The sequence below is a fragment of the Muricauda sp. SCSIO 65647 genome (genome assembly GCF_021534965.1).
Classification (GTDB): Bacteria; Bacteroidota; Bacteroidia; order Flavobacteriales; family Flavobacteriaceae; genus Flagellimonas_A.
The window spans coordinates 2,850,237-2,868,930 of record NZ_CP091037.1 but is presented as its reverse complement, the minus strand read 5'-3'; the positions used below and the strand labels follow the sequence as shown (position 1 = coordinate 2,868,930).

The following is an 18,694-nucleotide window of genomic DNA, read 5'->3' as shown; positions in this document are numbered from 1 at the left end:
AACTCACTGACAATACCTATGGTCGATTCACGAAAAAGAAATCCCTATTTATCAACGGTCAGAAAAATGATGAAAAGTTCTTTCTTGAAAAACCAATCAGTTTGTATCTTGTTACCTTCATCACAAAAATAATATCATGCGCTTTCTGAACTCATTCCCAGTGCTTTTTTGTATCTCGTTTTTTATGTTTAACGCAACGCTTATGGGCCAACAAAATTTTGAAAAACAAATTGATTCGCTATTGAATTTAATGACGTTGGAAGAAAAAGTGGGTCAAATGAACCTGTATAGTGGCTTTTACGATGCTACTGGTCCTGCCCCGAAAGGAGGCAATGCCGTTGAAAAATACGAACACCTGAAAAAAGGTTGGGTAGGTGCCATGCTCAATGTAAGGGGCGCCGAACAGACCAAAAAATTACAGGAAATAGTGGTCAACGAAACCCGATTGGGCATACCTCTGCTTTTTGGCCTCGATGTGGTACACGGTCAAAAAACCTTGGCCCCCATTCCGCTTGCTGAAGCCGCTAGTTGGGATTTACAGGCCATCGAAAATTCAGCGAAGATAGCCGCTGATGAAGCTGCGGCCGAAGGTGTACATTGGACCTTTGCCCCCATGGTCGATATTTCACGTGATGCCCGTTGGGGCCGTGTTATGGAAGGTGCTGGCGAAGACACCTACCTAGGCTCAAAAATCGCCATTGCAAGGGTCAAGGGGTTTCAAGGTGAGGACCTATCTGCCCCCAATACCATTGCGGCCTGTGCCAAACATTTTGCCGCCTACGGTTTTGCAGAGGCCGGAAGGGACTACAATACGGTTGATGTGGGCACCTATACACTTTACAACATGGTATTGCCTCCATTTAAAGCAGCCACGGGTGCCGGTGTAAAAACCTTTATGAATGCTTTCAACATCTTAAATGGTGTACCTGCTACGGGAGATGCCATGCTACAACGCGAAATTTTAAAGGGAAAATGGAATTTTGACGGTTTTGTGGTATCTGACTGGGGGTCGGTTGCCGAAATGATCGCCCATGGTCATGCCAAAGATTCGACCCATGCCGCTGAATTGGCCGCAAATGCGGGATCTGATATGGATATGGCTTCAGGTTCTTACCTCAAGAACCTCACAGGCTTGGTCAAAGAAGGAAAAGTCGATGAATCCAAAATTGACGATGCGGTACGTCGTATTCTAAGGGTAAAATTTGAATTGGGCCTTTTTGAGGACCCTTACCGATATTCTGATATCGACCGTGAAAAAGAACGCATATACCACCCTGATCACCAAGCCGGGGTCTTAGAGATGGCAAAAAAGAGCATTGTACTCTTAAAAAACGATGGCAATGTGCTGCCACTCGATAAAGACCAAAAAGGCATTGTCGTGATCGGCGATCTTGCCGATGACAAGAACAGCCCACTGGGCAGCTGGCGTTTGGCCTCAGACGATGATTCTGCGGTTTCGTTTTTAGAGGGGATGGATGCCTACACAAAAGAATATACTTTTGTGCAGGGACCAACCGCATTTTATAGTGCTAGCTTCTTACAACATGTTAAAGTCAATGAGACCGATACCTCAGGTATTCAAGAAGCCGTTGAGGCGGCAAAAAGTGCCGAAGTAGTAATCATGGTATTGGGTGAACATGGATTCATGAGTGGTGAATCGCGTAGTCGCACCACCATTGACATACCGGTTGTTCAAAAAAAGCTATTGAAAGCGGTTTATGAGGTGAACAAAAACATTGTTTTGGTGTTGATGAACGGAAGACCGCTGACTATTACTTGGGAAGCAGAAAACATACCGGCAATCTTAGAAACATGGCAATTGGGCAGCCAAACAGGAAACGCGATCGCCCAAGTACTGTTCGGTGATTACAACCCAAGTGGCAAACTGCCCATGACCTTTCCACGTAGTGTGGGGCAAGTACCGATCTACTATAACCACTACAGTACAGGTAGGCCGGTGAATAAAGAAGGTAATGTGTTCTGGTCACATTATGCCGACGAAGAAAACAGTCCGCTTTATCCCTTTGGCCATGGATTAAGCTACACAAGCTTTCAATACAGCGATTTACAGGTCGATGCGACCGATCCAAAAAATGTGAAGGTCTCCGTATCGGTCACCAATACGGGAAATAGGGCCGGTGAAGAAGTAGTGCAATTGTATTTGCAAGACCCCTATGCCAGTATCGTGCGCCCTGTAAAGGAATTGAAAGGCTTTGAAAAAATAATGCTCGAAGCAGGTACCTCAAAAACAGTATCGTTTAACTTGACCGATAAAGAACTGGGCTTTTACAATCAACAGTATGAATGGGTAGTGGAACCTGGCTCTTTCAACGTGATGGTCGGTACCAATTCGCAAGAAGGACTATCGGGAAGTTTTGTGGTGGATCAATAAAAAAAGTGTGATGAAGTATTTAGCTGTTGTTATAGGTCTGTTTTTGGCATTATCTTCCTTTTCGCAAGAAATAATTGAGCTACCTAATGGAAATACCGAAGACATCGTTTGGGAAAACGACGAAAAAGAATACTTCTCCACCATATGGCAGACCCAGGTGGTGACCAATGTTTCGGTACCGACCATACAGGTTTTTCGCCCTTCAGAAGCAACCAATAATGGCACGGCCGTAATTGTGGCCCCAGGGGGTGGTCTATATGCCCTTAGCATAAACAGTGAGGGCAATGATGTCGCCAAATGGCTGAACGAAAAGGGTATTACTGCATTTGTGTTGAAATACCGCTTGGTGCCCACAGGTGAAGATGGCGTGGGTGAGATAAGCCAATTGTCGATGAGCGATCCCAAAAAGATTGGTGAAGAGGTGGCCAAGGTCATCCCCATATCAATTCAAGATGGGTTGAATGCCATTGCACACGTGCGTGAAAATGCCGCTACTTATGGCGTGAACCCCAATAAAATAGGGTTTATGGGCTTTTCAGCGGGCGGAGCCGTCACCATGGGGGTAGCCTACAACTATAACGAAAAGAGCAAACCCAACTTCTTGGTACCTGTATATGCCTGGACCGATGTCATGGCGGTACAAACACCAAAAAGCGATGTTCCGCCGATGGTAATTATCTGCGCTACCGATGACCCCCTTGGTCTGGCCAAGGGCTCTGTTGAGCTTTACAATTCAATGCTCAAGGCCAACAAACCCGTTGCCCTGCATATGTATGCCAAAGGTGGACATGGTTTCGGTATGAAAAAGCAAAATTTACCCTCTGACCAGTGGATCGAGCGTTTTTATGAATGGTCAGTGGCCCAAGGCATTACCGAGCCCAAGCAATAGCATTTTATTTATGAAAAAGTTGGTTTACCTGTTCTTTTTGGGGCTATTTTTTGGAAACGCCCAAGAGTTTCGTGATTTTTCAAAGGAAGTGGTAGCCATACAGCGGCGGATTGACACCACTTGGAACCCAAAAATTGCTACCCTTGTTTTTACAGGAAGTTCTAGCATACGCCTGTGGGATGATCTACAGGAGCGTTTCCCCGAACACCAAATATTGAACACTGGTTTTGGCGGGTCTCTATCATACGATCTTTTAGGGTATTTAGACAAATTGGTACTGAACTACCATCCGAGCAAAGTATTCATTTATGAAGGTGACAATGACCTGTTCTATAGACGAAAGCCCAAAGAGATTATTTCGAATTTTGTGAACATCATTGAAAAAATCAAGGGAAAGAATCACAATGCCAAAATCGTCATCATCTCGGTAAAACCGAGTATTGCCCGCTGGAAACTGAGAAGAAAATGCCATAAGTTGAATGAGCAACTAAAACAGCTCGCCGCCACTGACAGTGCTGTGGCCTTTGTCAATATATGGGATCCGATGCTAAAGGGTCGCAAGGTAAACAAAAGTCTTTTCGTTGAAGATGGCCTGCACATGAACAAAGAAGGCTATGACATTTGGCAAGAAGCCTTGCAGATCCATATGGATTAGTTCATCATTTGAAAGAAATCATCACCATTTGAAAAAATAATATCGAAATCACACCCATGTCTTTAGTAAATTTGACCAAATCACCTATAAAAAATTACCACATGTTCAAATCAGTTGCCGCCAAAGGCCTTTTGGTCTTTACAATTGTTCTATTTCTAATGGCTTGCGCCGAACGGAAAAAGGAGATAAATTATCCGAAAACCGATTTGACGGAAGCCGCCCTTATCCCAAGACCAGTAAAGGTCATTCCCACCAACTCAGCTTTTGGTTTAGATGTCAATACGGCTATATATACCTCGCAAACTTCAAACGGTTTCGAAGAGGTAGGTGTTTTTCTGGCACAAAAAATCAAAAATCATATAGACCTCGATCTGTACGTAAATGGCAACGAAAGCGAAGCCATCGAACGTATCATTTTTATCAATCAGACCGATACCTTGGGCACCGATAACCCTGAAGCCTATCAACTGTATATCAAGAACGACTCCATTCTGTTGAATGCCAAGACCGCGGCAGGTGCCTTTCGGGGTATTCAGACGTTGAGGCAATTGATTCCCCAGACCGGCAACGACACTTTAGCTGAGCAGCCCATGTGGTTGATTCCTTCCGGAAAAATTATTGATGAGCCCATTTTCGAATATCGCGGGGCCATGCTCGATGTGGCACGCCATTTCTTTACCGTGGCGGAGGTCAAAAAATTCATCGATCTGCTCGCCTATTACAAATACAATGCCTTTCATATGCATCTATCTGACGATCAAGGCTGGCGTATCGAAATCAAATCATGGCCCAAGCTCACCGAAGTGGGTGGGCAAACAGAAGTGGGCGGAGGCCCTGGTGGTTTCTACACCCAAGAAGAGTTCAAAGAATTGGTAGATTATGCGGCCGAGCGCCATATAGAGATCATTCCAGAGATAGATATGCCAGGCCATACCAACGCCGCCTCTTTCAGCTATCCCATTTTAAACGGTAATGGTAAGAAACCGAGCGCTTACACGGGCACCCAAGTCGGTTTCAGTACCTTTGATGCCAGAAAAGATACCGTGTATGCCTTTATCGATGATGTGGTACGAGAGATAGCGGCCATGTCACCCAGCCCCTATTTTCATATTGGGGGCGACGAGAGCCATGTCACCAAAAAGAACGATTACATACACTTTGTGGAAAAAGTGGAGAAAATCGTGAAAAAGCATGGCAAGCGCATGGTGGGATGGAACGAGATCGCCCAAGCCAAAATAGACCCTTCAACAGTGGCCCAATTATGGAACGAACCCCATAACGCCTTGAAAGCGGCTGAAAACGGTTCGAAAATCATTCTCTCGCCCGCCACCAAGACCTACCTCGACATGCAATACGATTCGCTGTCAAAATACGGCCTGCACTGGGCAGCCTATATACCCGTTGACAGTGCCTATATTTGGAGTCCGACCACACATGTAGAAGGGTTGCCCAAAGAAAGTATTTTAGGCCTGGAAGCTCCCCTTTGGTCAGAGACCATTAGCAATAGTGCCGAATTGGAGTATCTTGCTTTTCCTCGGGCGATCGGATATGCCGAACTGGCCTGGACACCCGAAGAACAACACGATTGGGAGAGTTATAAAGAACGTTTGGCCGAACAGACTCCCTACCTCGACCGTATGAACGTAAACTATTACCCCTCAAAATTGATAGATTGGAAAGAGAGCAAACATACCTACAAAGAAATTGAAAGGGATTAGTGTACTTGCATGGTCGCCCATTCTATTTGACCTTTTCAGAAATTGAATTTGTATTGGTCACTCTAATTTCAAAATAGTGAATTGATCAAAAGGAAATCTCTTAATCCAAGATAATATTGAATTGGGTTTATACGAAAAAACCTAGCGAATTTCAGAGTTATTGAGAAATAACAACAACCTACTTAGAAGGCTCTTGGTCTTTCTTATCTGCAGTTTTGGTGGTTTCCTCTTCTGGTTCTGAAAAATCGGTGATACTGTTATCGTGTAGAATGTTGTACCATTGAATCACCTTTTTGATGTCACTGGCATAAACACGGTCTTCGTCGTAATCGGGCAATACTTCGAAGAAATATTCTTCAAGCTTGATTTTCTCGTCTTTGTGACTGATTGCGGTTTTACCTCCTTTTTCCTTGTCCTTGATTTTTTGAAATACTTCCCTCAGCGGTACTTCTTCCTCTAAGGTGTATATAGCGATTTCTGAAAGTACGCTGACATTGTTTCGCAAACCTACCGAAACCCTTTTGCCATCCAACAAAGACTCACCTACAAAACCACTACGGGTCTGCGTCAGTAGTTTATAGAGACCAGGTTTGCCACCGATCGATAATATTTTATCCAATGTCATTCTTTTCAGGTTTTATCGTGTAAAAATTAGGTTTTTATAGCTCCCATCAAATTTTTTAACGCCCTTTTTTAAGATTTGGAAAGCGCATTTTGTAATCGATTTGGATTTTGCCCTTCGAAATTTTGTCTAACCGGCTCTTGAGCAATCGTTTTTTGAGCGATGATAGTTTATCGGTGAAGAGAATGCCCTCGATGTGGTCGTACTCGTGCTGTATGATTCTTGCCGCCAATCCATCATAGGTTTCGGTATGGGTATTGAAATCCTCATCTTGATAGGTGATGGTGATGGTATCTTTTCGATTTACATCTTCACGAATGTCAGGTATGCTGAGGCATCCTTCATTAAAAGACCATTCTTTTCCGGTCTCCTCTTGTATCTGGGCATTGATAAAGACCCTTTTGAAACCATCGAGCTGTTTTTGCTCTTCTTCACTCAAATCTTCATCATCGGCAAAGGGTGTGGCATCGACCATGAACAAGCGAATGGGCTTGCCAATCTGTGGTGCGGCCAGACCGACACCACTGGCGTTGTACATGGTATCCCACATGTTCTCTATGAGTTCGGTCAACTTTGGATACCCATCGGTGATAGCTGTCGCTTTTTTGCGCAACACAGGGTCTCCATAGGCGATAATGGGTAAAATCATAAGCTCAATTTCTTTCTAGATAGGCCTGTAAAATCAAGGTCGCGCTGATTTCATCGACCAAGGCCTTATTTTGGCGCTTCCTTTTCTTTACTCCTGCTTCCAACATGCTCTGCACCGCCATCTTTGAGGTGAAACGTTCATCTTGGCGTTCAATGGGCATTTTGGGAAAACGGGTCTTGAATTGTTTCAAAAATTTTTCAATCAAGGTTTCTGATGCTGAAACCTGACCGCTCATCTGTTTGGGTTCCCCGACAATGATACGTTCAACTTCCTCTTTATGAAGATAGCTTTCAATGAAATCGAACAACTTATCGGTAGTGACCGTGGTCAGACCTGAGGCGATCAGTTGCAACTCATCGGTGACTGCAATTCCCGTCCGCACTTTGCCATAGTCTAAAGCCATTATCCGTGCCAAAAAAATACATTTTTGGCAAAAATAACCCTAAAAATGTTACTCATTTAAATTTCGGCGGATTATTGTGGACGAACCCTTATTTTTGACGAAATTCTTACATCATGACAGCACTGAGGGCACAGATTGAAAACGCTTGGGACAACCGTGAACTGCTTAAGGAGCATGACACCCAAAGGGCAATACGGGAAGTGATCGACCTGATTGATGAGGGTGCCCTGCGCTGTGCCGAACCGACCGATATCGGCTGGCAGATCAACGAATGGGTCAAAAAAGCCGTAGTGCTGTATTTTCCCATTCAAAAAATGGAAGTGCTCGAAGCGGGCATCTTTGAATACCATGATAAGATTCCGCTCAAAAAAGGGTATCAACAAAAAGGGATACGTGTGGTACCCCATGCCGTAGCACGTCACGGAGCCTATATCTCACCAGGCACTATTTTGATGCCCAGCTACGTGAATATCGGCGCCTATGTTGATGAAGGTACCATGGTCGATACTTGGGCCACTGTTGGCAGTTGTGCCCAAATCGGCAAAAACGTACATTTAAGTGGCGGTGTAGGTATTGGTGGTGTATTGGAACCGTTACAGGCAGCCCCTGTCATCATTGAAGACAATGCTTTTATCGGTTCGCGTTGCATCGTTGTAGAGGGCGTTCGTGTAGAGAAAGAAGCGGTATTGGGTGCCAATGTAGTACTGACCGCCTCGACCAAGATCATCGATGTAACGGGAGACAAACCTGTGGAGTTGAAAAGTAGGGTTCCCGAGCGTTCAGTTGTTATACCAGGTAGTTACACCAAAAAGTTTTCGGCAGGTGAGTATCAGGTGCCCTGCGCCCTTATCATCGGTAAACGAAAAGAGAGCACCAACAAAAAAACTTCGTTGAACGATGCCCTGCGAGAGCACGATGTAGCGGTTTGATGGGCACATCAAACTTTTTCAAACAAAACCTGTAAATCAAAACAACCTTTTGCCATGACATGAATCTAATTAATGGATTCTTGCAAAACTGTGTAAGAAAATATATCAGCAAAACAATTTTCTGCTATATTTTTTGTTATAATTTTGCAAGACCAAACACGATAAACCAAAAAATAGACTGATTTGAGCGCCCCAAAGCAAAAACTTTCGGCTCTTATTATTACCTACAATGAGCTGGGCTACATAGAAAAATGCATTGAATCTGTTTCATTTGCAGACGAAATTTTGATCGTTGATTCTTATAGCAATGATGGCACCTACGAATATTTGATCAATCACCCAAAGGTCAAGGTAATACAAAATGCGTTTGAGAATTTCACGGCCCAAAAATCATTCACCCTAAAGCAGGCGAGCAATGACTGGGTATTGTTTCTTGATGCCGATGAGATAGTTTCGCCTTCACTACGTGATGAAATACTCGAGACCATCAATAATCCAGATGCCTGCGAAGCGTATTGGTTCTATCGCATCTTTATGTTCAAAAATGAAAAACTACGCTTCAGTGGTTGGCAGACCGATAAGAACCACCGGCTGTTTAGAAAAAGTAAGGTACGATTCACCGACAAAAAATTGGTTCATGAAACATTGGAAGTCGATGGGTCTTCTTGTATTTTGAATGAAAAGCTTACCCATTACTGTTATAAAAACTACGAAGACTATAAGTCGAAGATGTTGCATTATGGAAGGCTGAAGGCAAAAGAAGCCTTTTACAGGGAAAAGCACTTCAATTATCTTTCAATGATCGTTAAAACGGGCTGGAAGTTCTTCAATCACTATTTTTTACGGTTGGGCATTTTAGACGGTAAAAAAGGTATCATTATTTGCTACCTCAATGCCTTGGGCGTTTTAGAGCGTTTCAGAGAATTAAAAAGACTCGAAAAAAAGAATGAGCTGGCTTACTACTTGGTAATGCCATAGTGCGTCCATACATGTTTTTTCTTTCTGGTCTCTTTTCTTATCGCATGATTTTTGGCCATCGATTCTGGAGTTTTATATCCCCTTTTATGATCAAGGTGAACACAAACGGCACTATAGCGCAACTGCTTTGACTTGATACCGAAATTAAAGAGGCGTTCACCCAATTCACGGTCTTGGCCCCCATATTGCATGCGTTCGTCAAAACCATTTACGTTAAGAATGTCTTTTTTCCAACCAGAAGAATTATGACCGTTCCAACTCGCGTTGGTAGGGGTAAAAGTGTTCAACAACTTTGAAATGAACCCCCGTGCTCGCAACTTATTGTTCTTAAAGGTCTTGGGAATACCTTTTTCTTTCAACCAATGGATATTAAAACAATTCTGCTTTTCGATATCTTTTCTGGTAATCATCTTAGAGATATTCATGGGCAGCATATAGTACCCCCCCGAAATGAAATAGCCCTCCTCTTTATTGATATAATGTACCTCAACAAAATCTTCTCGGGGAATACAGTCACCATCGGTCATGATAATGTAATCAGCACTACAAGCTGAGATGGCCTTGTTCAAGATTCTTGATTTTTGAAAACCATCATCTTCTTGCCAGATATGCTTGATATCATAAAAGACCTCTTCACCCAAGCGATCGATGAGTTCTCTGGTCGATGGCCTGGAGCCATCGTCTGCTACCACTACCTCAAAACCTTTGAAAATTTGGCAATTGAAGCCCCACAATACTTTTTCGAGCCACTCTTCAGCATTGTAAGTACTGATAATAATCGAGATTTTCGGTTTTTCCATGATCGCAAATTGCTGTGCCAAAAATATGAAAGTCTAATGTATATCTTTGTTTTTCTAAAAATTGCCTTTAAGTTGAGAAAAATTTGGTTGGGCCTACTCAAGAAAATGAAATTTCTTCCGCCCAAAAACTACGTTAAAATCTACTACGAATATTATTCGGGCAAAAAACTCGATTTACAGAATCCGATTGAGTTCAACCAGAAAATACATTGGTTAAAGGTTTTCTATAAACCGTCGATTCTTACCCAATTGGTAGACAAATATGAGGTAAGATCTTATGTGGAGGAAAAAATTGGAAAACAATATCTGAACGAGCTGATTGCCGTATATGAAAAAACAAACCAAGTCGACTTCGAAGCACTCCCCAAAAAATTTGTGATGAAGGCCACTCATGGGTTTCATTTCAATATTATTGTAAAAGATAAAGAGCAGCTAAATAAAACACGGGCGAAGTACCTTTTAAGAAAGTGGATGGGCAAAAACCAGTACTATCGCGGCGGACTGGAATGGGCATACAAGAACGTCAAACCAAGAATAATTGTAGAAAAGTTTTTGGAAGAGATAGGTAAGCCAACCGTAAATGATTATAAGTTCTTTTGTTTTTCGGGAAAACCCAAATTTGTACAAATCGATATGGAAAGGGGCATTCAAGATTTGAGATGCTACTATGACCTTGATTGGCAAAAACTTCCTTTTACAACACAACAAAACAAGTTTTTCGAGGGAAGTTTGGAGAAACCGAAGAATTTTGAACTTATGGTGGATCTGGCCGCAAAGCTGGCCGATAACTTTCCTTTCGTACGGGTTGATTTCTATAACATTGAAGGCACTATATATTTTGGCGAAATGACATTTTACCCCACTGATGGCCGTAAAGAGTTTATCCCCCAAAAGTACAACCAGATACTAGGAAGCTACATAGAACTGCCAAAGGTGCCCAAAGGGCAAAAATTTATAACCGAAGCATAGGCGCACACCTCTTTCAAAATAATTTCAAAACCGGTCTGCAAGCTATTTTTAAAGCAGTGTACTATGCCGTAAATTTGCAGATGGAATAAATGATGCCCATCGATGGCGGCGCTCACATGAACCACAAGCACGCATTACAACATAACATCTTCAAGACCATAGGGGCAATTGCCGATGAAGCATCATTGGACTGTTATGTCATCGGGGGATTTGTGAGGGATTACTTCCTCGAGAAAAAAAGTCCGAAAGACATTGACATCGTCGTTGTAGGAAGTGGGATAGCGCTTGCCAAAAAGGTTGCCTCCCGGTTAAAAGGAAAACCCAAAGTTTCCATTTTCAAGAACTTTGGCACGGCAATGATCAAACACCGAGACCTTGAACTCGAGTTTGTTGGTGCCCGAAAAGAAAGCTACCACCACGACAGTAGAAAACCCATTGTTGAAGACGGTACACTTGAAGATGATCAAAAACGTCGTGATTTTACCATCAACGCACTGGCCCTATCGCTCAATAGTACAACTTTTGGCGATTTACTTGACCCATTCGATGGTTTGGGCGACTTGAACCGAAAACTTATTCGCACTCCGCTCAATCCAGATATTACCTATTCAGATGACCCATTGCGAATGATGCGGGCCATCAGGTTCGCCTCGCAACTTAATTTCACCATCGAGTTAAAATCACTGCAGGCCATCGCCCAGAGCAATGACCGTTTAAAAATTGTATCAAAAGAGCGCACGATTGACGAACTGAACAAAATTTTGATGACCGATAAGCCCTCAATTGGCTTTACCCTTTTACATCAAACAGGACTTTTACCGCTTATTTTGCCAGAGCTGATTGCCTTACAGGGTATCGAAGAAGTCGAAGGCCAAAGACACAAAGACAATTTTTGGCATACGCTAGAGGTGGTTGACAATATTGCACAGACCACTGATAATCTTTGGTTGCGCTGGGCTGCATTGCTTCACGATATCGGCAAGGCACCTACAAAGCGGTTCGATAAAAAAATTGGATGGACCTTTCATGCCCACGAATTTGTCGGCTCAAAAATGGTGTATAAATTGTTCAAGAGATTACGGCTTCCGCTCAATGACAAAATGAAATTTGTACAAAAGATGGTGCTGATGAGCTCAAGGCCCGTTATTTTGGCCGAAGACCATGTCACCGATTCGGCGGTGAGGCGTTTGGTCTTCGATGCGGGCGATCATGTTGACGATCTAATGACCCTTTGCGAGGCCGATATCACCACAAAGAATCCAAAAAAGCAAAAAAAGTATCTCAACAATTTCAAAAAAGTCCGTCAGAAAATCACTGAGGTCGAAGAACGTGACCGCGTAAGAAATTTTCAACCTCCCATTAGCGGTGAAGAGATCATGAAGACCTTTGACCTAAAACCATCGAAAGAAATAGGTGTCATCAAAGAGGCCATCAAAGAGGCTATTCTTGAAGGTGAAATACCAAACGAGTATACTGCGGCCCATCAATACATGCTTAAAAAAGGAAAAGAAATCGGATTAAACCCAAATAATAGTGAATAAAGACCAAAAAAAAGACAACAAAGCAGTGATCACCTGGTTGTTGATAGGCTGTCTATTGATATTCATCATGGTAGTTGTAGGCGGCATCACACGTTTGACCCATTCAGGACTCTCAATTTCGAATTATAGATTGATCAGTGGTACAATACCTCCAATGAACGAGGTTGAGTGGCAAGAGGCCTTTGAGCTTTATAAACAGTATCCAGAGTATCAAAAGCTCAATCAGCATTTCACATTGGCTGATTTCAAGGACATCTATTTCTGGGAATGGCTGCACAGGGTTATCGGCAGGTTCATAGGTATCGTGTTCTTAGTGCCTTTCGTTTATTTTTTGGCACGAAGGCAATTGTCAAAGTCTACCACAAAAAAAGCATTGATTTTGCTTGTTCTGGGAGCTTTTCAAGGGTTTTTGGGCTGGTATATGGTCAAAAGTGGGCTCATTGACCGGCCTGATGTAAGCCACTATCGGTTGGCGGCCCACCTGACCACTGCTTTCATCACTTTCGCCTATACACTTTGGGTAGCGCTTGATTTAATGTTCCCAAACAGAAAAAAAGCAAATATCGGTTTAAGAAACCTTGTCAGGTTTGTTTTGGCCGTACTGCTGCTGCAAATAATATGGGGTGCTTTTGTGGCTGGGCTTGATGCGGGCTTCATTCACAACCATTGGCCCATGATGAGCGAAGGAAAATTGATACACGAAACGGTGTATATTGAGCAAACGCCGTTTTTGAAGAACTTCATCGAAGGAAAAAGTGGCGTACAGTTCATCCATCGTTATTTGGCCTATATAGTTGTCGGCCTGATTATTTTCATTGCTTACAAAGCCCGTAAATTTGAAGTGACCATTTATCAGAAGAAGGGGATAAATGCCCTTTTGATATTGGTATTGGTGCAATTTATATCGGGTGTACTCACGTTGCTCTATGCGGTACCCGTTTGGCTGGGTGTAGTACACCAGGTATTCGCTTTTTTTCTATTGGCAGCGATGACCTTTACCTTGCATAGGTATACCAAGTAGGTGGGTTGTCAAAGGTTATTGGAATTGTACCTTTGCAAATGATCAAAAAACATTTGAATGATCTATAAAATCAGAATTATATTGGATGCCGACGAAGACGTGTTCAGGGATATTGAAGTCGAACAATCCAGCTCGTTGGAAGAATTTCATAACACCATCACACAGTCTTTCGGATTTATGGGAAATGAAATGGCCTCTTTTTATACCTGTGATGATGAGTGGAACCAAAATGAGGAAATCGCTTTATTCGACATGGGTGAATCGGGCAATGGTGCCCGTTTGATGAGCGAAACACTTTTAGAAGACGTTCTGACAGAAGCATCACCCAAGTTGATCTACGTTTACGACTATCTGAGCATGTGGACGTTCTTTGTTGAATTGGCCGACATAGTCGATAAAATAGATGGACAAGCTTATCCCAATCTACTTTTCAGTTTTGGCGAATTGCCAGACGCCCCTCCAGAAAAAGAGTTCAAGTCAGATTCAGATTTCGATATTGATGAAACACTCGATAATTACGACGATTTTGACTTTGATGAAAATTGGAATTAATATTCCAAAGCCAATTCAACCTTTAACCAATATCCTTTAACTATTAACCATTAACCATTAACCCTTAACCTTTAACCTTTAACCTTTAACCTTTAACCTTTAACCTTTAACCTTTAACAAAACAATGCTCAACCTATTTTCTGCCCAAATCGAGAGCCTATCATTGCACCGTGTAGGCAATAAGCATAAAAATGAAGCACTGTTCTTATCGAAAGAGCCGTACACTCTGAACGATGAAGTGACCGGCCTTTTAAAAGAATATTTTTTTAAGCCCTTTCGTGAAAAAGAAGAGAATTACTATCGTTTCTTTCATGAAGCCGATTTAACGTTCAATGAGATGTATGCCGCGGCAGTTGAAATATTCTCGACGCCTACCAAAATACATGGGGTCTCAAGAAAAATTGCGAAACAGCTTTACGCTGAATCTGACCATCCACATATCAAAAGTGGTGAGGTGTATGTCGTGTACTTTTCAAACCTTGTCATGGATAATGGGAAAGTCGATGCCGTTGGAATTTTCAAAAGCGAATTGAAACACGATTTTTTGCAATTTGAAGAACAGGATGATAACCTCGAAATCCTTATCAAACAGGGTATCAATATAAATAAACTGGATAAAGGCTGTCTTATCTTCAATACCAAAAAAGAAGAAGGTTTCAAAGTGCTTTCAGTAGATAGCAACCGCTACGATACCAAATATTGGTTGGAAGATTTCTTGGGATTGATCCCCCTTGCAGATGAGAATTTCTACACCAAGAACTATTTGAAGTTCTGTCAAAATTTTGCAAAAGATGTGGTCTTGCCCGCCGAAGACAAACAACAAGAAGTGCTCTTTATGAACCGGGCCGTAAACCATTTTGCCAAAAATGACAATTTTGAAGAAACCCATTTCTTGAATGAGGTGATGGACAACCCCGAACTGATACCCGAATTTAAGCACTATAAGGTCGAAAAAGGTCCCAAATACAGCATTGAAGACGTTTCTAGTTTTGATATCGCCAACAAAGCGGTCTCAGATACCCGCAAGAAAATAAAGAATGTTATCAACCTCGACACCAACATCCAAATTAAAATGGATTTCATCAACCCTGAATCTGCAGAAAAATTTGTCGAAAAGGGCTGGGACGAAGAACGGCAGATGTACTATTATCTGGTATATTTCAACAAAGAGCAAAAGAGTTAGAAAACCTCAGATGTAGACCAAAAAAGAAAATGCAACAAGAAAAGGACTATCTACAACGAGAAATAGAGAGAATGACCCTTTTTCTTAAAACCTTACTGAGAAGGGTGGCAGGTTTAAATGATGAAAACTTCAGACCTGAATACGATCAGTTGGAAAAGGAACTGAAAGAAGAATTGAATTTCTCTCTCAATGACCTCTATATACTTGACCAAGAAACATTTGAAGAAAAACTAAAAGAACTACATCTGTCACATATTGAAAAACTTGTGGAATTGGTCTGTGAAGTATTGAAAAGGGATAGAGCATTTAGACTTTCCCAAAAAAACAAAATAGCGGCCAACACCATTGTCATGTTAGATTACATTGACAAAAAATCAAGCACATATTCATTGACAAGACAACATTTAAGAACATCCCTGAGCAAACACCTAACGTCTAACATCTAGCGTCTAGCGTCTAGCGTCTAGCGTCCAGCGCCCAACAAATCAAAACTTCTTATCAATAATCTGTCGCATGCTGACATTCTCATAGTTTCGTCTCACGAAATCAAGGGCGAGATCTAAAATTTGTCCCATAGTCTCACATTTTTTAAAATGCATGTCATGGGTGAGGTCATAGATCTGTAATCTTAGGGTCTTTATATGTTCGGGCAGCGATATCTTATCGGTTTTCGCGGCATTTACCAATCTTCTGACGCGTTTTTCAGAACTTAAGATTCGTTTGGCTATAATGGACCTTTCCTCAATTTTATACTGATCTACAGAATGTATTTGCAGCTTGGTTCGTACGAGTTCGACCATTTGAAAGTTTTCCTTAAAAAACTGGGGGCGGTACACCTTCAGGTTTCCTTCGAAACATTGCTGGTCAAAATCAATGGCACGAATGCGGTACACAACATGGTCAAAGTCATGCACGGGCATGATTACGTAATTGTATGAACGCATATCGCCCAATAGCCGAATCATGCAACGCTCATTGAACTTCACAAACTCTTTGGCCAACTGTGATTTCTCCATCTCTGTACACGATGGCAAAAAATCTTTGATGAAGACATCACCGGGTATACCAGCAATATGCTCTTCGATAAGGGTGTCTTTATAAACCAAAAAGTTCAGGTTATAGGGCGAAAGTATATGCTCAAGCTCGAGGCCATAGATTCTTGAGGCATCCGTTTTTTTGACATAAAAATAGGTGTAGTTGTCATTGAGGATGTTGCGCACCTTAATGCGAAAGGGTTTTGAGTTGCCAAATGTGCAGTAGTCGACCGCATCAACGTTGAGATACTCTAAAATCTTTTCGCTTCCATCAGAATGGAGAATAGAATATACCCTCTTCAAACTAAGATCGATTTCCTCCCTTTCAAAATCAGAATAATAGACCCGAATCCAAAGTGTATCTTCCCCATCATTATCGTAGACCACCACTGAGCCAGAAAACCGAAGTAAATCTTCATAAAAAATAGGTATCTCAATTTTTCGGCTATAACGGTCCAGATAATTGTCCAGCCTTTTTTTGACCGGAAAGGCCGGTTTTTTCTTTGACATCAATTTCTCACCAGACATTCTTGCTTCTTTTGTAACAAATTTTGATATTTTTCGTCAAGTTACTATAAAACAACCTGAAAAAGAGCTCCAATTTTGGAAACCATCTTAACTGTAAAGAACCTGACCAAGAAATTTGGCTATTTGACAGCCGTAAAAGACCTTTCCTTTTCGATTGAAAAGGGTAACGTATATGGCATCTTGGGCCCTAACGGTAGCGGCAAATCGACCACGCTCGGCATCATTTTGAATGTCGTCAATCGCACCAGCGGCGAATTCGGTTGGTTCGATGGCAACATCTCTACCCATGAAGCGCTCAAAAAGGTGGGTGCCATCATCGAACGTCCAAATTTTTATCCGTACATGTCGGCAATCAAAAATTTGGAACTGGTCTGCAAGATCAAAGAAGTCTCTAAGAATAAGATTCAGGAAAAACTAGAGTTGGTCGGTTTGTGGGAAAGGCGTGACAGCAAGTTCAAGACCTATTCTTTGGGTATGAAGCAACGTCTGGCCATCGCTTCGGCCCTCTTGAACGACCCGGAAATATTGATTTTGGATGAGCCCACCAACGGACTGGACCCGGCGGGCATACACCAAATAAGGGAAATCATCAAAAAAATTGCCACGCAGGGCACGACGATCCTTTTGGCTTCACACCTATTGGACGAAGTCGAAAAGGTATGCACCCATGTGGTCATTCTTAGAAAAGGGGAAAAATTATATTCAGGCCCTGTGGACAGCATGCTGGCCAGCCATGGGTTCTTTGAATTGAGAACAACGGCTATGCAAGAATTGCAAAACTTACTGGAAAGCCATGCCAGTTTCGGCAAGATTTTAGCAGAAAACGGTACGCTGACCGCATATTTAAAGGAAGAAATGAACGCTGAAGAATTGAACAAGATGTTGTACGAAAAGGGCATCGTACTTTCTCATTTGGTGAAACGTCGGGAAAGCCTGGAAGAACAGTTCCTCACCTTGACAAAAAACAACTAGGCCATGGTACGACTCTTACAAATAGAATTTATCAAGCTTTGGAACAATAGGATCAGTAAGGTCTTGATTATTTCCTACTTCATCATTTTGACCTCCATTGCCCTAATTGCAGCAATAAAATTTGATATTGGCCCAGTAAAGTTCCATCTGGCTGAAATCGGCATTTTTAATTTTCCCTATATCTGGCATTTCAATACGTTTGTCACGGCCTTTTTCAAACTGTTTTTGGCCATAGTCATTGTTTCGATGATGGCCAATGAGTACAGCAATAAAACCATCAAACAAAACCTGATTGACGGGCTGTCAAAGAAAGAGTTCATTTGGTCTAAATTTTTGACGGTACTTTCATTTGCGGCAATTTCTACATTGTTCGTCTTTGTGGTTTCCATGATATTGGGCATAATCTATTCTGATTACAATGAGCTTTCCATAATTTTTTCTGATTTGGAATTTTTGCTCGCGTTCTTTGTCAAACTGGTCGGTTTTTTCTCCTTTTGTCTATTTCTGGGCATTCTGATCAAGCGCTCTGCATTCGCATTGGGGTTTTTGATTCTTTGGCAGATATCTGAGGGCATTATTAGGGGCCTTCTTCGCTGGAAAGTGTTTGACGGACCGACCACCGAAACCGTCATGGGCTTTTTTCCGCTTCAATCCATGTTCAATTTGATCAAAGAGCCCTTTACCCGTTTAGAAGCTGTACAGACGGTAGCCGATCAGGTCGGAGAATCTATAGAACTGAACTATTATGTCCATTGGCACGAATTCTTGATCGTTATCGCTTGGACGGTTATTTTCATCTATTTGTCTTACGCCCTTTTGAAAAAGCGTGATTTATAGTATCTTACGATGTCTGAGGATG

Annotated in this window: 19 protein-coding genes; 14 read left to right on the top strand and 5 right to left on the bottom strand. The window is 42.1% G+C overall.

Translation table 11 applies throughout. From position 1 onward, the window contains the following. Positions 1 to 202: 202 nt before the first annotated feature. From bglX to L0P89_RS12820, 4 genes are all read left to right on the top strand, one after another. A complete protein-coding gene (gene bglX, locus L0P89_RS12835) occupies positions 203 to 2,392 on the top strand; it encodes a beta-glucosidase BglX (protein ID WP_235265506.1) in 2,190 nt (729 codons plus the stop codon). A 10-nt stretch (positions 2,393 to 2,402) separates the two neighbouring features. Further along, positions 2,403 to 3,281 carry an alpha/beta hydrolase gene (locus L0P89_RS12830; RefSeq protein ID WP_235265505.1) on the top strand — a complete coding sequence of 293 codons (879 nt, stop codon included), beginning with the start codon at positions 2,403 to 2,405 and terminating at the stop codon, positions 3,279 to 3,281. A 10-nt stretch (positions 3,282 to 3,291) separates the two neighbouring features. Beyond that, positions 3,292 to 3,936 carry a GDSL-type esterase/lipase family protein gene (locus L0P89_RS12825; RefSeq protein ID WP_235265503.1) on the top strand — a complete coding sequence of 215 codons (645 nt, stop codon included), beginning with the start codon at positions 3,292 to 3,294 and terminating at the stop codon, positions 3,934 to 3,936. A 101-nt stretch (positions 3,937 to 4,037) separates the two neighbouring features. Continuing rightward, positions 4,038 to 5,654 carry a family 20 glycosylhydrolase gene (locus L0P89_RS12820; protein WP_235265498.1) on the top strand — a complete coding sequence of 539 codons (1,617 nt, stop codon included), beginning with the start codon at positions 4,038 to 4,040 and terminating at the stop codon, positions 5,652 to 5,654. 178 nt (positions 5,655 to 5,832) lie between these two features. Here the strand turns inward: L0P89_RS12820 and L0P89_RS12815 are convergent, their stop codons facing one another. Genes L0P89_RS12815 through ruvX form a run of 3 tightly spaced genes read right to left on the bottom strand, consistent with a single transcriptional unit; the run spans position 5,833 to position 7,340 of the window. Further along, on the bottom strand, positions 5,833 to 6,279 hold the full coding sequence (locus L0P89_RS12815; RefSeq protein ID WP_235265496.1) for a DUF5606 domain-containing protein: 447 nt from the start codon (positions 6,277 to 6,279) through the stop codon (positions 5,833 to 5,835). A 55-nt stretch (positions 6,280 to 6,334) separates the two neighbouring features. Further along, positions 6,335 to 6,925, bottom strand: coding sequence for a peptide deformylase (gene def / locus L0P89_RS12810; RefSeq protein WP_235265495.1), 591 nt, complete (start codon positions 6,923 to 6,925; stop codon positions 6,335 to 6,337). Between the two features lie 4 nt (positions 6,926 to 6,929). Further along, positions 6,930 to 7,340, bottom strand: a complete 411-nt coding sequence (gene ruvX, locus L0P89_RS12805; RefSeq protein ID WP_235265493.1) for a Holliday junction resolvase RuvX — start codon at positions 7,338 to 7,340, stop codon at positions 6,930 to 6,932. Positions 7,341 to 7,441: 101 nt separating this feature from the next. Here ruvX and L0P89_RS12800 point away from each other — a divergent pair, with 101 nt between their 5' ends. Further along, positions 7,442 to 8,257 (top strand): 2,3,4,5-tetrahydropyridine-2,6-dicarboxylate N-succinyltransferase, encoded by an 816-nt coding sequence (locus L0P89_RS12800; protein ID WP_235265492.1) that lies wholly within the window; start codon positions 7,442 to 7,444, stop codon positions 8,255 to 8,257. A gap of 183 nt (positions 8,258 to 8,440) precedes the next feature. After that, positions 8,441 to 9,235, top strand: a complete 795-nt coding sequence (locus L0P89_RS12795; protein WP_235265490.1) for a glycosyltransferase family 2 protein — start codon at positions 8,441 to 8,443, stop codon at positions 9,233 to 9,235. Here L0P89_RS12795 and L0P89_RS12790 read toward each other — a convergent pair. After that, positions 9,217 to 10,035: a glycosyltransferase family 2 protein gene (locus L0P89_RS12790; protein WP_235265488.1), complete on the bottom strand. Its 819-nt coding sequence runs from the start codon at positions 10,033 to 10,035 to the stop codon at positions 9,217 to 9,219. The two genes, L0P89_RS12795 and L0P89_RS12790, sit on opposite strands and share 19 nt — an antisense overlap. Before the next feature lie 72 nt (positions 10,036 to 10,107). Here L0P89_RS12790 and L0P89_RS12785 point away from each other — a divergent pair, with 72 nt between their 5' ends. From L0P89_RS12785 to L0P89_RS12760, 6 genes are all read left to right on the top strand, one after another. After that, complete coding sequence (locus tag L0P89_RS12785) at positions 10,108 to 11,004, top strand: ATP-grasp fold amidoligase family protein (protein ID WP_235265486.1); 897 nt, start codon at positions 10,108 to 10,110, stop codon at positions 11,002 to 11,004. Between the two features lie 89 nt (positions 11,005 to 11,093). Beyond that, positions 11,094 to 12,545 carry a CCA tRNA nucleotidyltransferase gene (locus L0P89_RS12780; RefSeq protein WP_409557551.1) on the top strand — a complete coding sequence of 484 codons (1,452 nt, stop codon included), beginning with the start codon at positions 11,094 to 11,096 and terminating at the stop codon, positions 12,543 to 12,545. After that, positions 12,538 to 13,566, top strand: coding sequence for a COX15/CtaA family protein (locus tag L0P89_RS12775; RefSeq protein ID WP_262911452.1), 1,029 nt, complete (start codon positions 12,538 to 12,540; stop codon positions 13,564 to 13,566). Before L0P89_RS12780 ends, L0P89_RS12775 begins: the two co-directional genes overlap by 8 nt. A gap of 57 nt (positions 13,567 to 13,623) precedes the next feature. Continuing rightward, positions 13,624 to 14,118 (top strand): plasmid pRiA4b ORF-3 family protein, encoded by a 495-nt coding sequence (locus L0P89_RS12770; protein WP_235265484.1) that lies wholly within the window; start codon positions 13,624 to 13,626, stop codon positions 14,116 to 14,118. 124 nt (positions 14,119 to 14,242) lie between these two features. After that, entirely contained in the window at positions 14,243 to 15,301 is a 1,059-nt protein-coding gene (locus L0P89_RS12765) for a nucleoid-associated protein (RefSeq protein WP_235265483.1), read from the top strand. Positions 15,302 to 15,330: 29 nt separating this feature from the next. Then, complete coding sequence (locus tag L0P89_RS12760) at positions 15,331 to 15,747, top strand: hypothetical protein (protein WP_235265481.1); 417 nt, start codon at positions 15,331 to 15,333, stop codon at positions 15,745 to 15,747. 39 nt (positions 15,748 to 15,786) lie between these two features. On the opposite strand, the gene L0P89_RS12755 is transcribed toward L0P89_RS12760, so the two are convergent. Then, the gene (locus L0P89_RS12755) at positions 15,787 to 16,863 is read right to left on the bottom strand and encodes a hypothetical protein (protein WP_235265479.1); all 1,077 of its coding nucleotides are present in this window, start codon (positions 16,861 to 16,863) and stop codon (positions 15,787 to 15,789) included. Positions 16,864 to 16,938: 75 nt separating this feature from the next. On the opposite strand from L0P89_RS12755, the gene L0P89_RS12750 reads away from it, so the two are divergent. Beyond that, positions 16,939 to 17,835 carry an ABC transporter ATP-binding protein gene (locus tag L0P89_RS12750; RefSeq protein WP_235265478.1) on the top strand — a complete coding sequence of 299 codons (897 nt, stop codon included), beginning with the start codon at positions 16,939 to 16,941 and terminating at the stop codon, positions 17,833 to 17,835. A 3-nt stretch (positions 17,836 to 17,838) separates the two neighbouring features. Further along, entirely contained in the window at positions 17,839 to 18,672 is an 834-nt protein-coding gene (locus tag L0P89_RS12745) for an ABC transporter permease (RefSeq protein WP_235265477.1), read from the top strand. The last annotated feature ends 22 nt before the right edge of the window (positions 18,673 to 18,694 follow it).

What these genes read in the sequence shown, in the direction of transcription:
- bglX (WP_235265506.1), top strand. Translation starts at nt 203, where the DNA reads ATGGGCCAACAAAATTTTGAAAAACAAATTGATTCGCTATTGAATTTA.
- L0P89_RS12830 (WP_235265505.1), top strand. Translation starts at nt 2,403, where the DNA reads ATGAAGTATTTAGCTGTTGTTATAGGTCTGTTTTTGGCATTATCTTCC.
- L0P89_RS12825 (WP_235265503.1), top strand. Translation starts at nt 3,292, where the DNA reads ATGAAAAAGTTGGTTTACCTGTTCTTTTTGGGGCTATTTTTTGGAAAC.
- L0P89_RS12820 (WP_235265498.1), top strand. Translation starts at nt 4,038, where the DNA reads ATGTTCAAATCAGTTGCCGCCAAAGGCCTTTTGGTCTTTACAATTGTT.
- L0P89_RS12815 (WP_235265496.1), bottom strand. Translation starts at nt 6,279, where the DNA reads ATGACATTGGATAAAATATTATCGATCGGTGGCAAACCTGGTCTCTAT.
- def (WP_235265495.1), bottom strand. Translation starts at nt 6,925, where the DNA reads ATGATTTTACCCATTATCGCCTATGGAGACCCTGTGTTGCGCAAAAAA.
- L0P89_RS12800 (WP_235265492.1), top strand. Translation starts at nt 7,442, where the DNA reads ATGACAGCACTGAGGGCACAGATTGAAAACGCTTGGGACAACCGTGAA.
- L0P89_RS12790 (WP_235265488.1), bottom strand. Translation starts at nt 10,035, where the DNA reads ATGGAAAAACCGAAAATCTCGATTATTATCAGTACTTACAATGCTGAA.
- L0P89_RS12780 (WP_409557551.1), top strand. Translation starts at nt 11,094, where the DNA reads ATGATGCCCATCGATGGCGGCGCTCACATGAACCACAAGCACGCATTA.
- L0P89_RS12770 (WP_235265484.1), top strand. Translation starts at nt 13,624, where the DNA reads ATGATCTATAAAATCAGAATTATATTGGATGCCGACGAAGACGTGTTC.
- L0P89_RS12765 (WP_235265483.1), top strand. Translation starts at nt 14,243, where the DNA reads ATGCTCAACCTATTTTCTGCCCAAATCGAGAGCCTATCATTGCACCGT.
- L0P89_RS12760 (WP_235265481.1), top strand. Translation starts at nt 15,331, where the DNA reads ATGCAACAAGAAAAGGACTATCTACAACGAGAAATAGAGAGAATGACC.
- L0P89_RS12755 (WP_235265479.1), bottom strand. Translation starts at nt 16,863, where the DNA reads ATGTCTGGTGAGAAATTGATGTCAAAGAAAAAACCGGCCTTTCCGGTC.
- L0P89_RS12745 (WP_235265477.1), top strand. Translation starts at nt 17,839, where the DNA reads ATGGTACGACTCTTACAAATAGAATTTATCAAGCTTTGGAACAATAGG.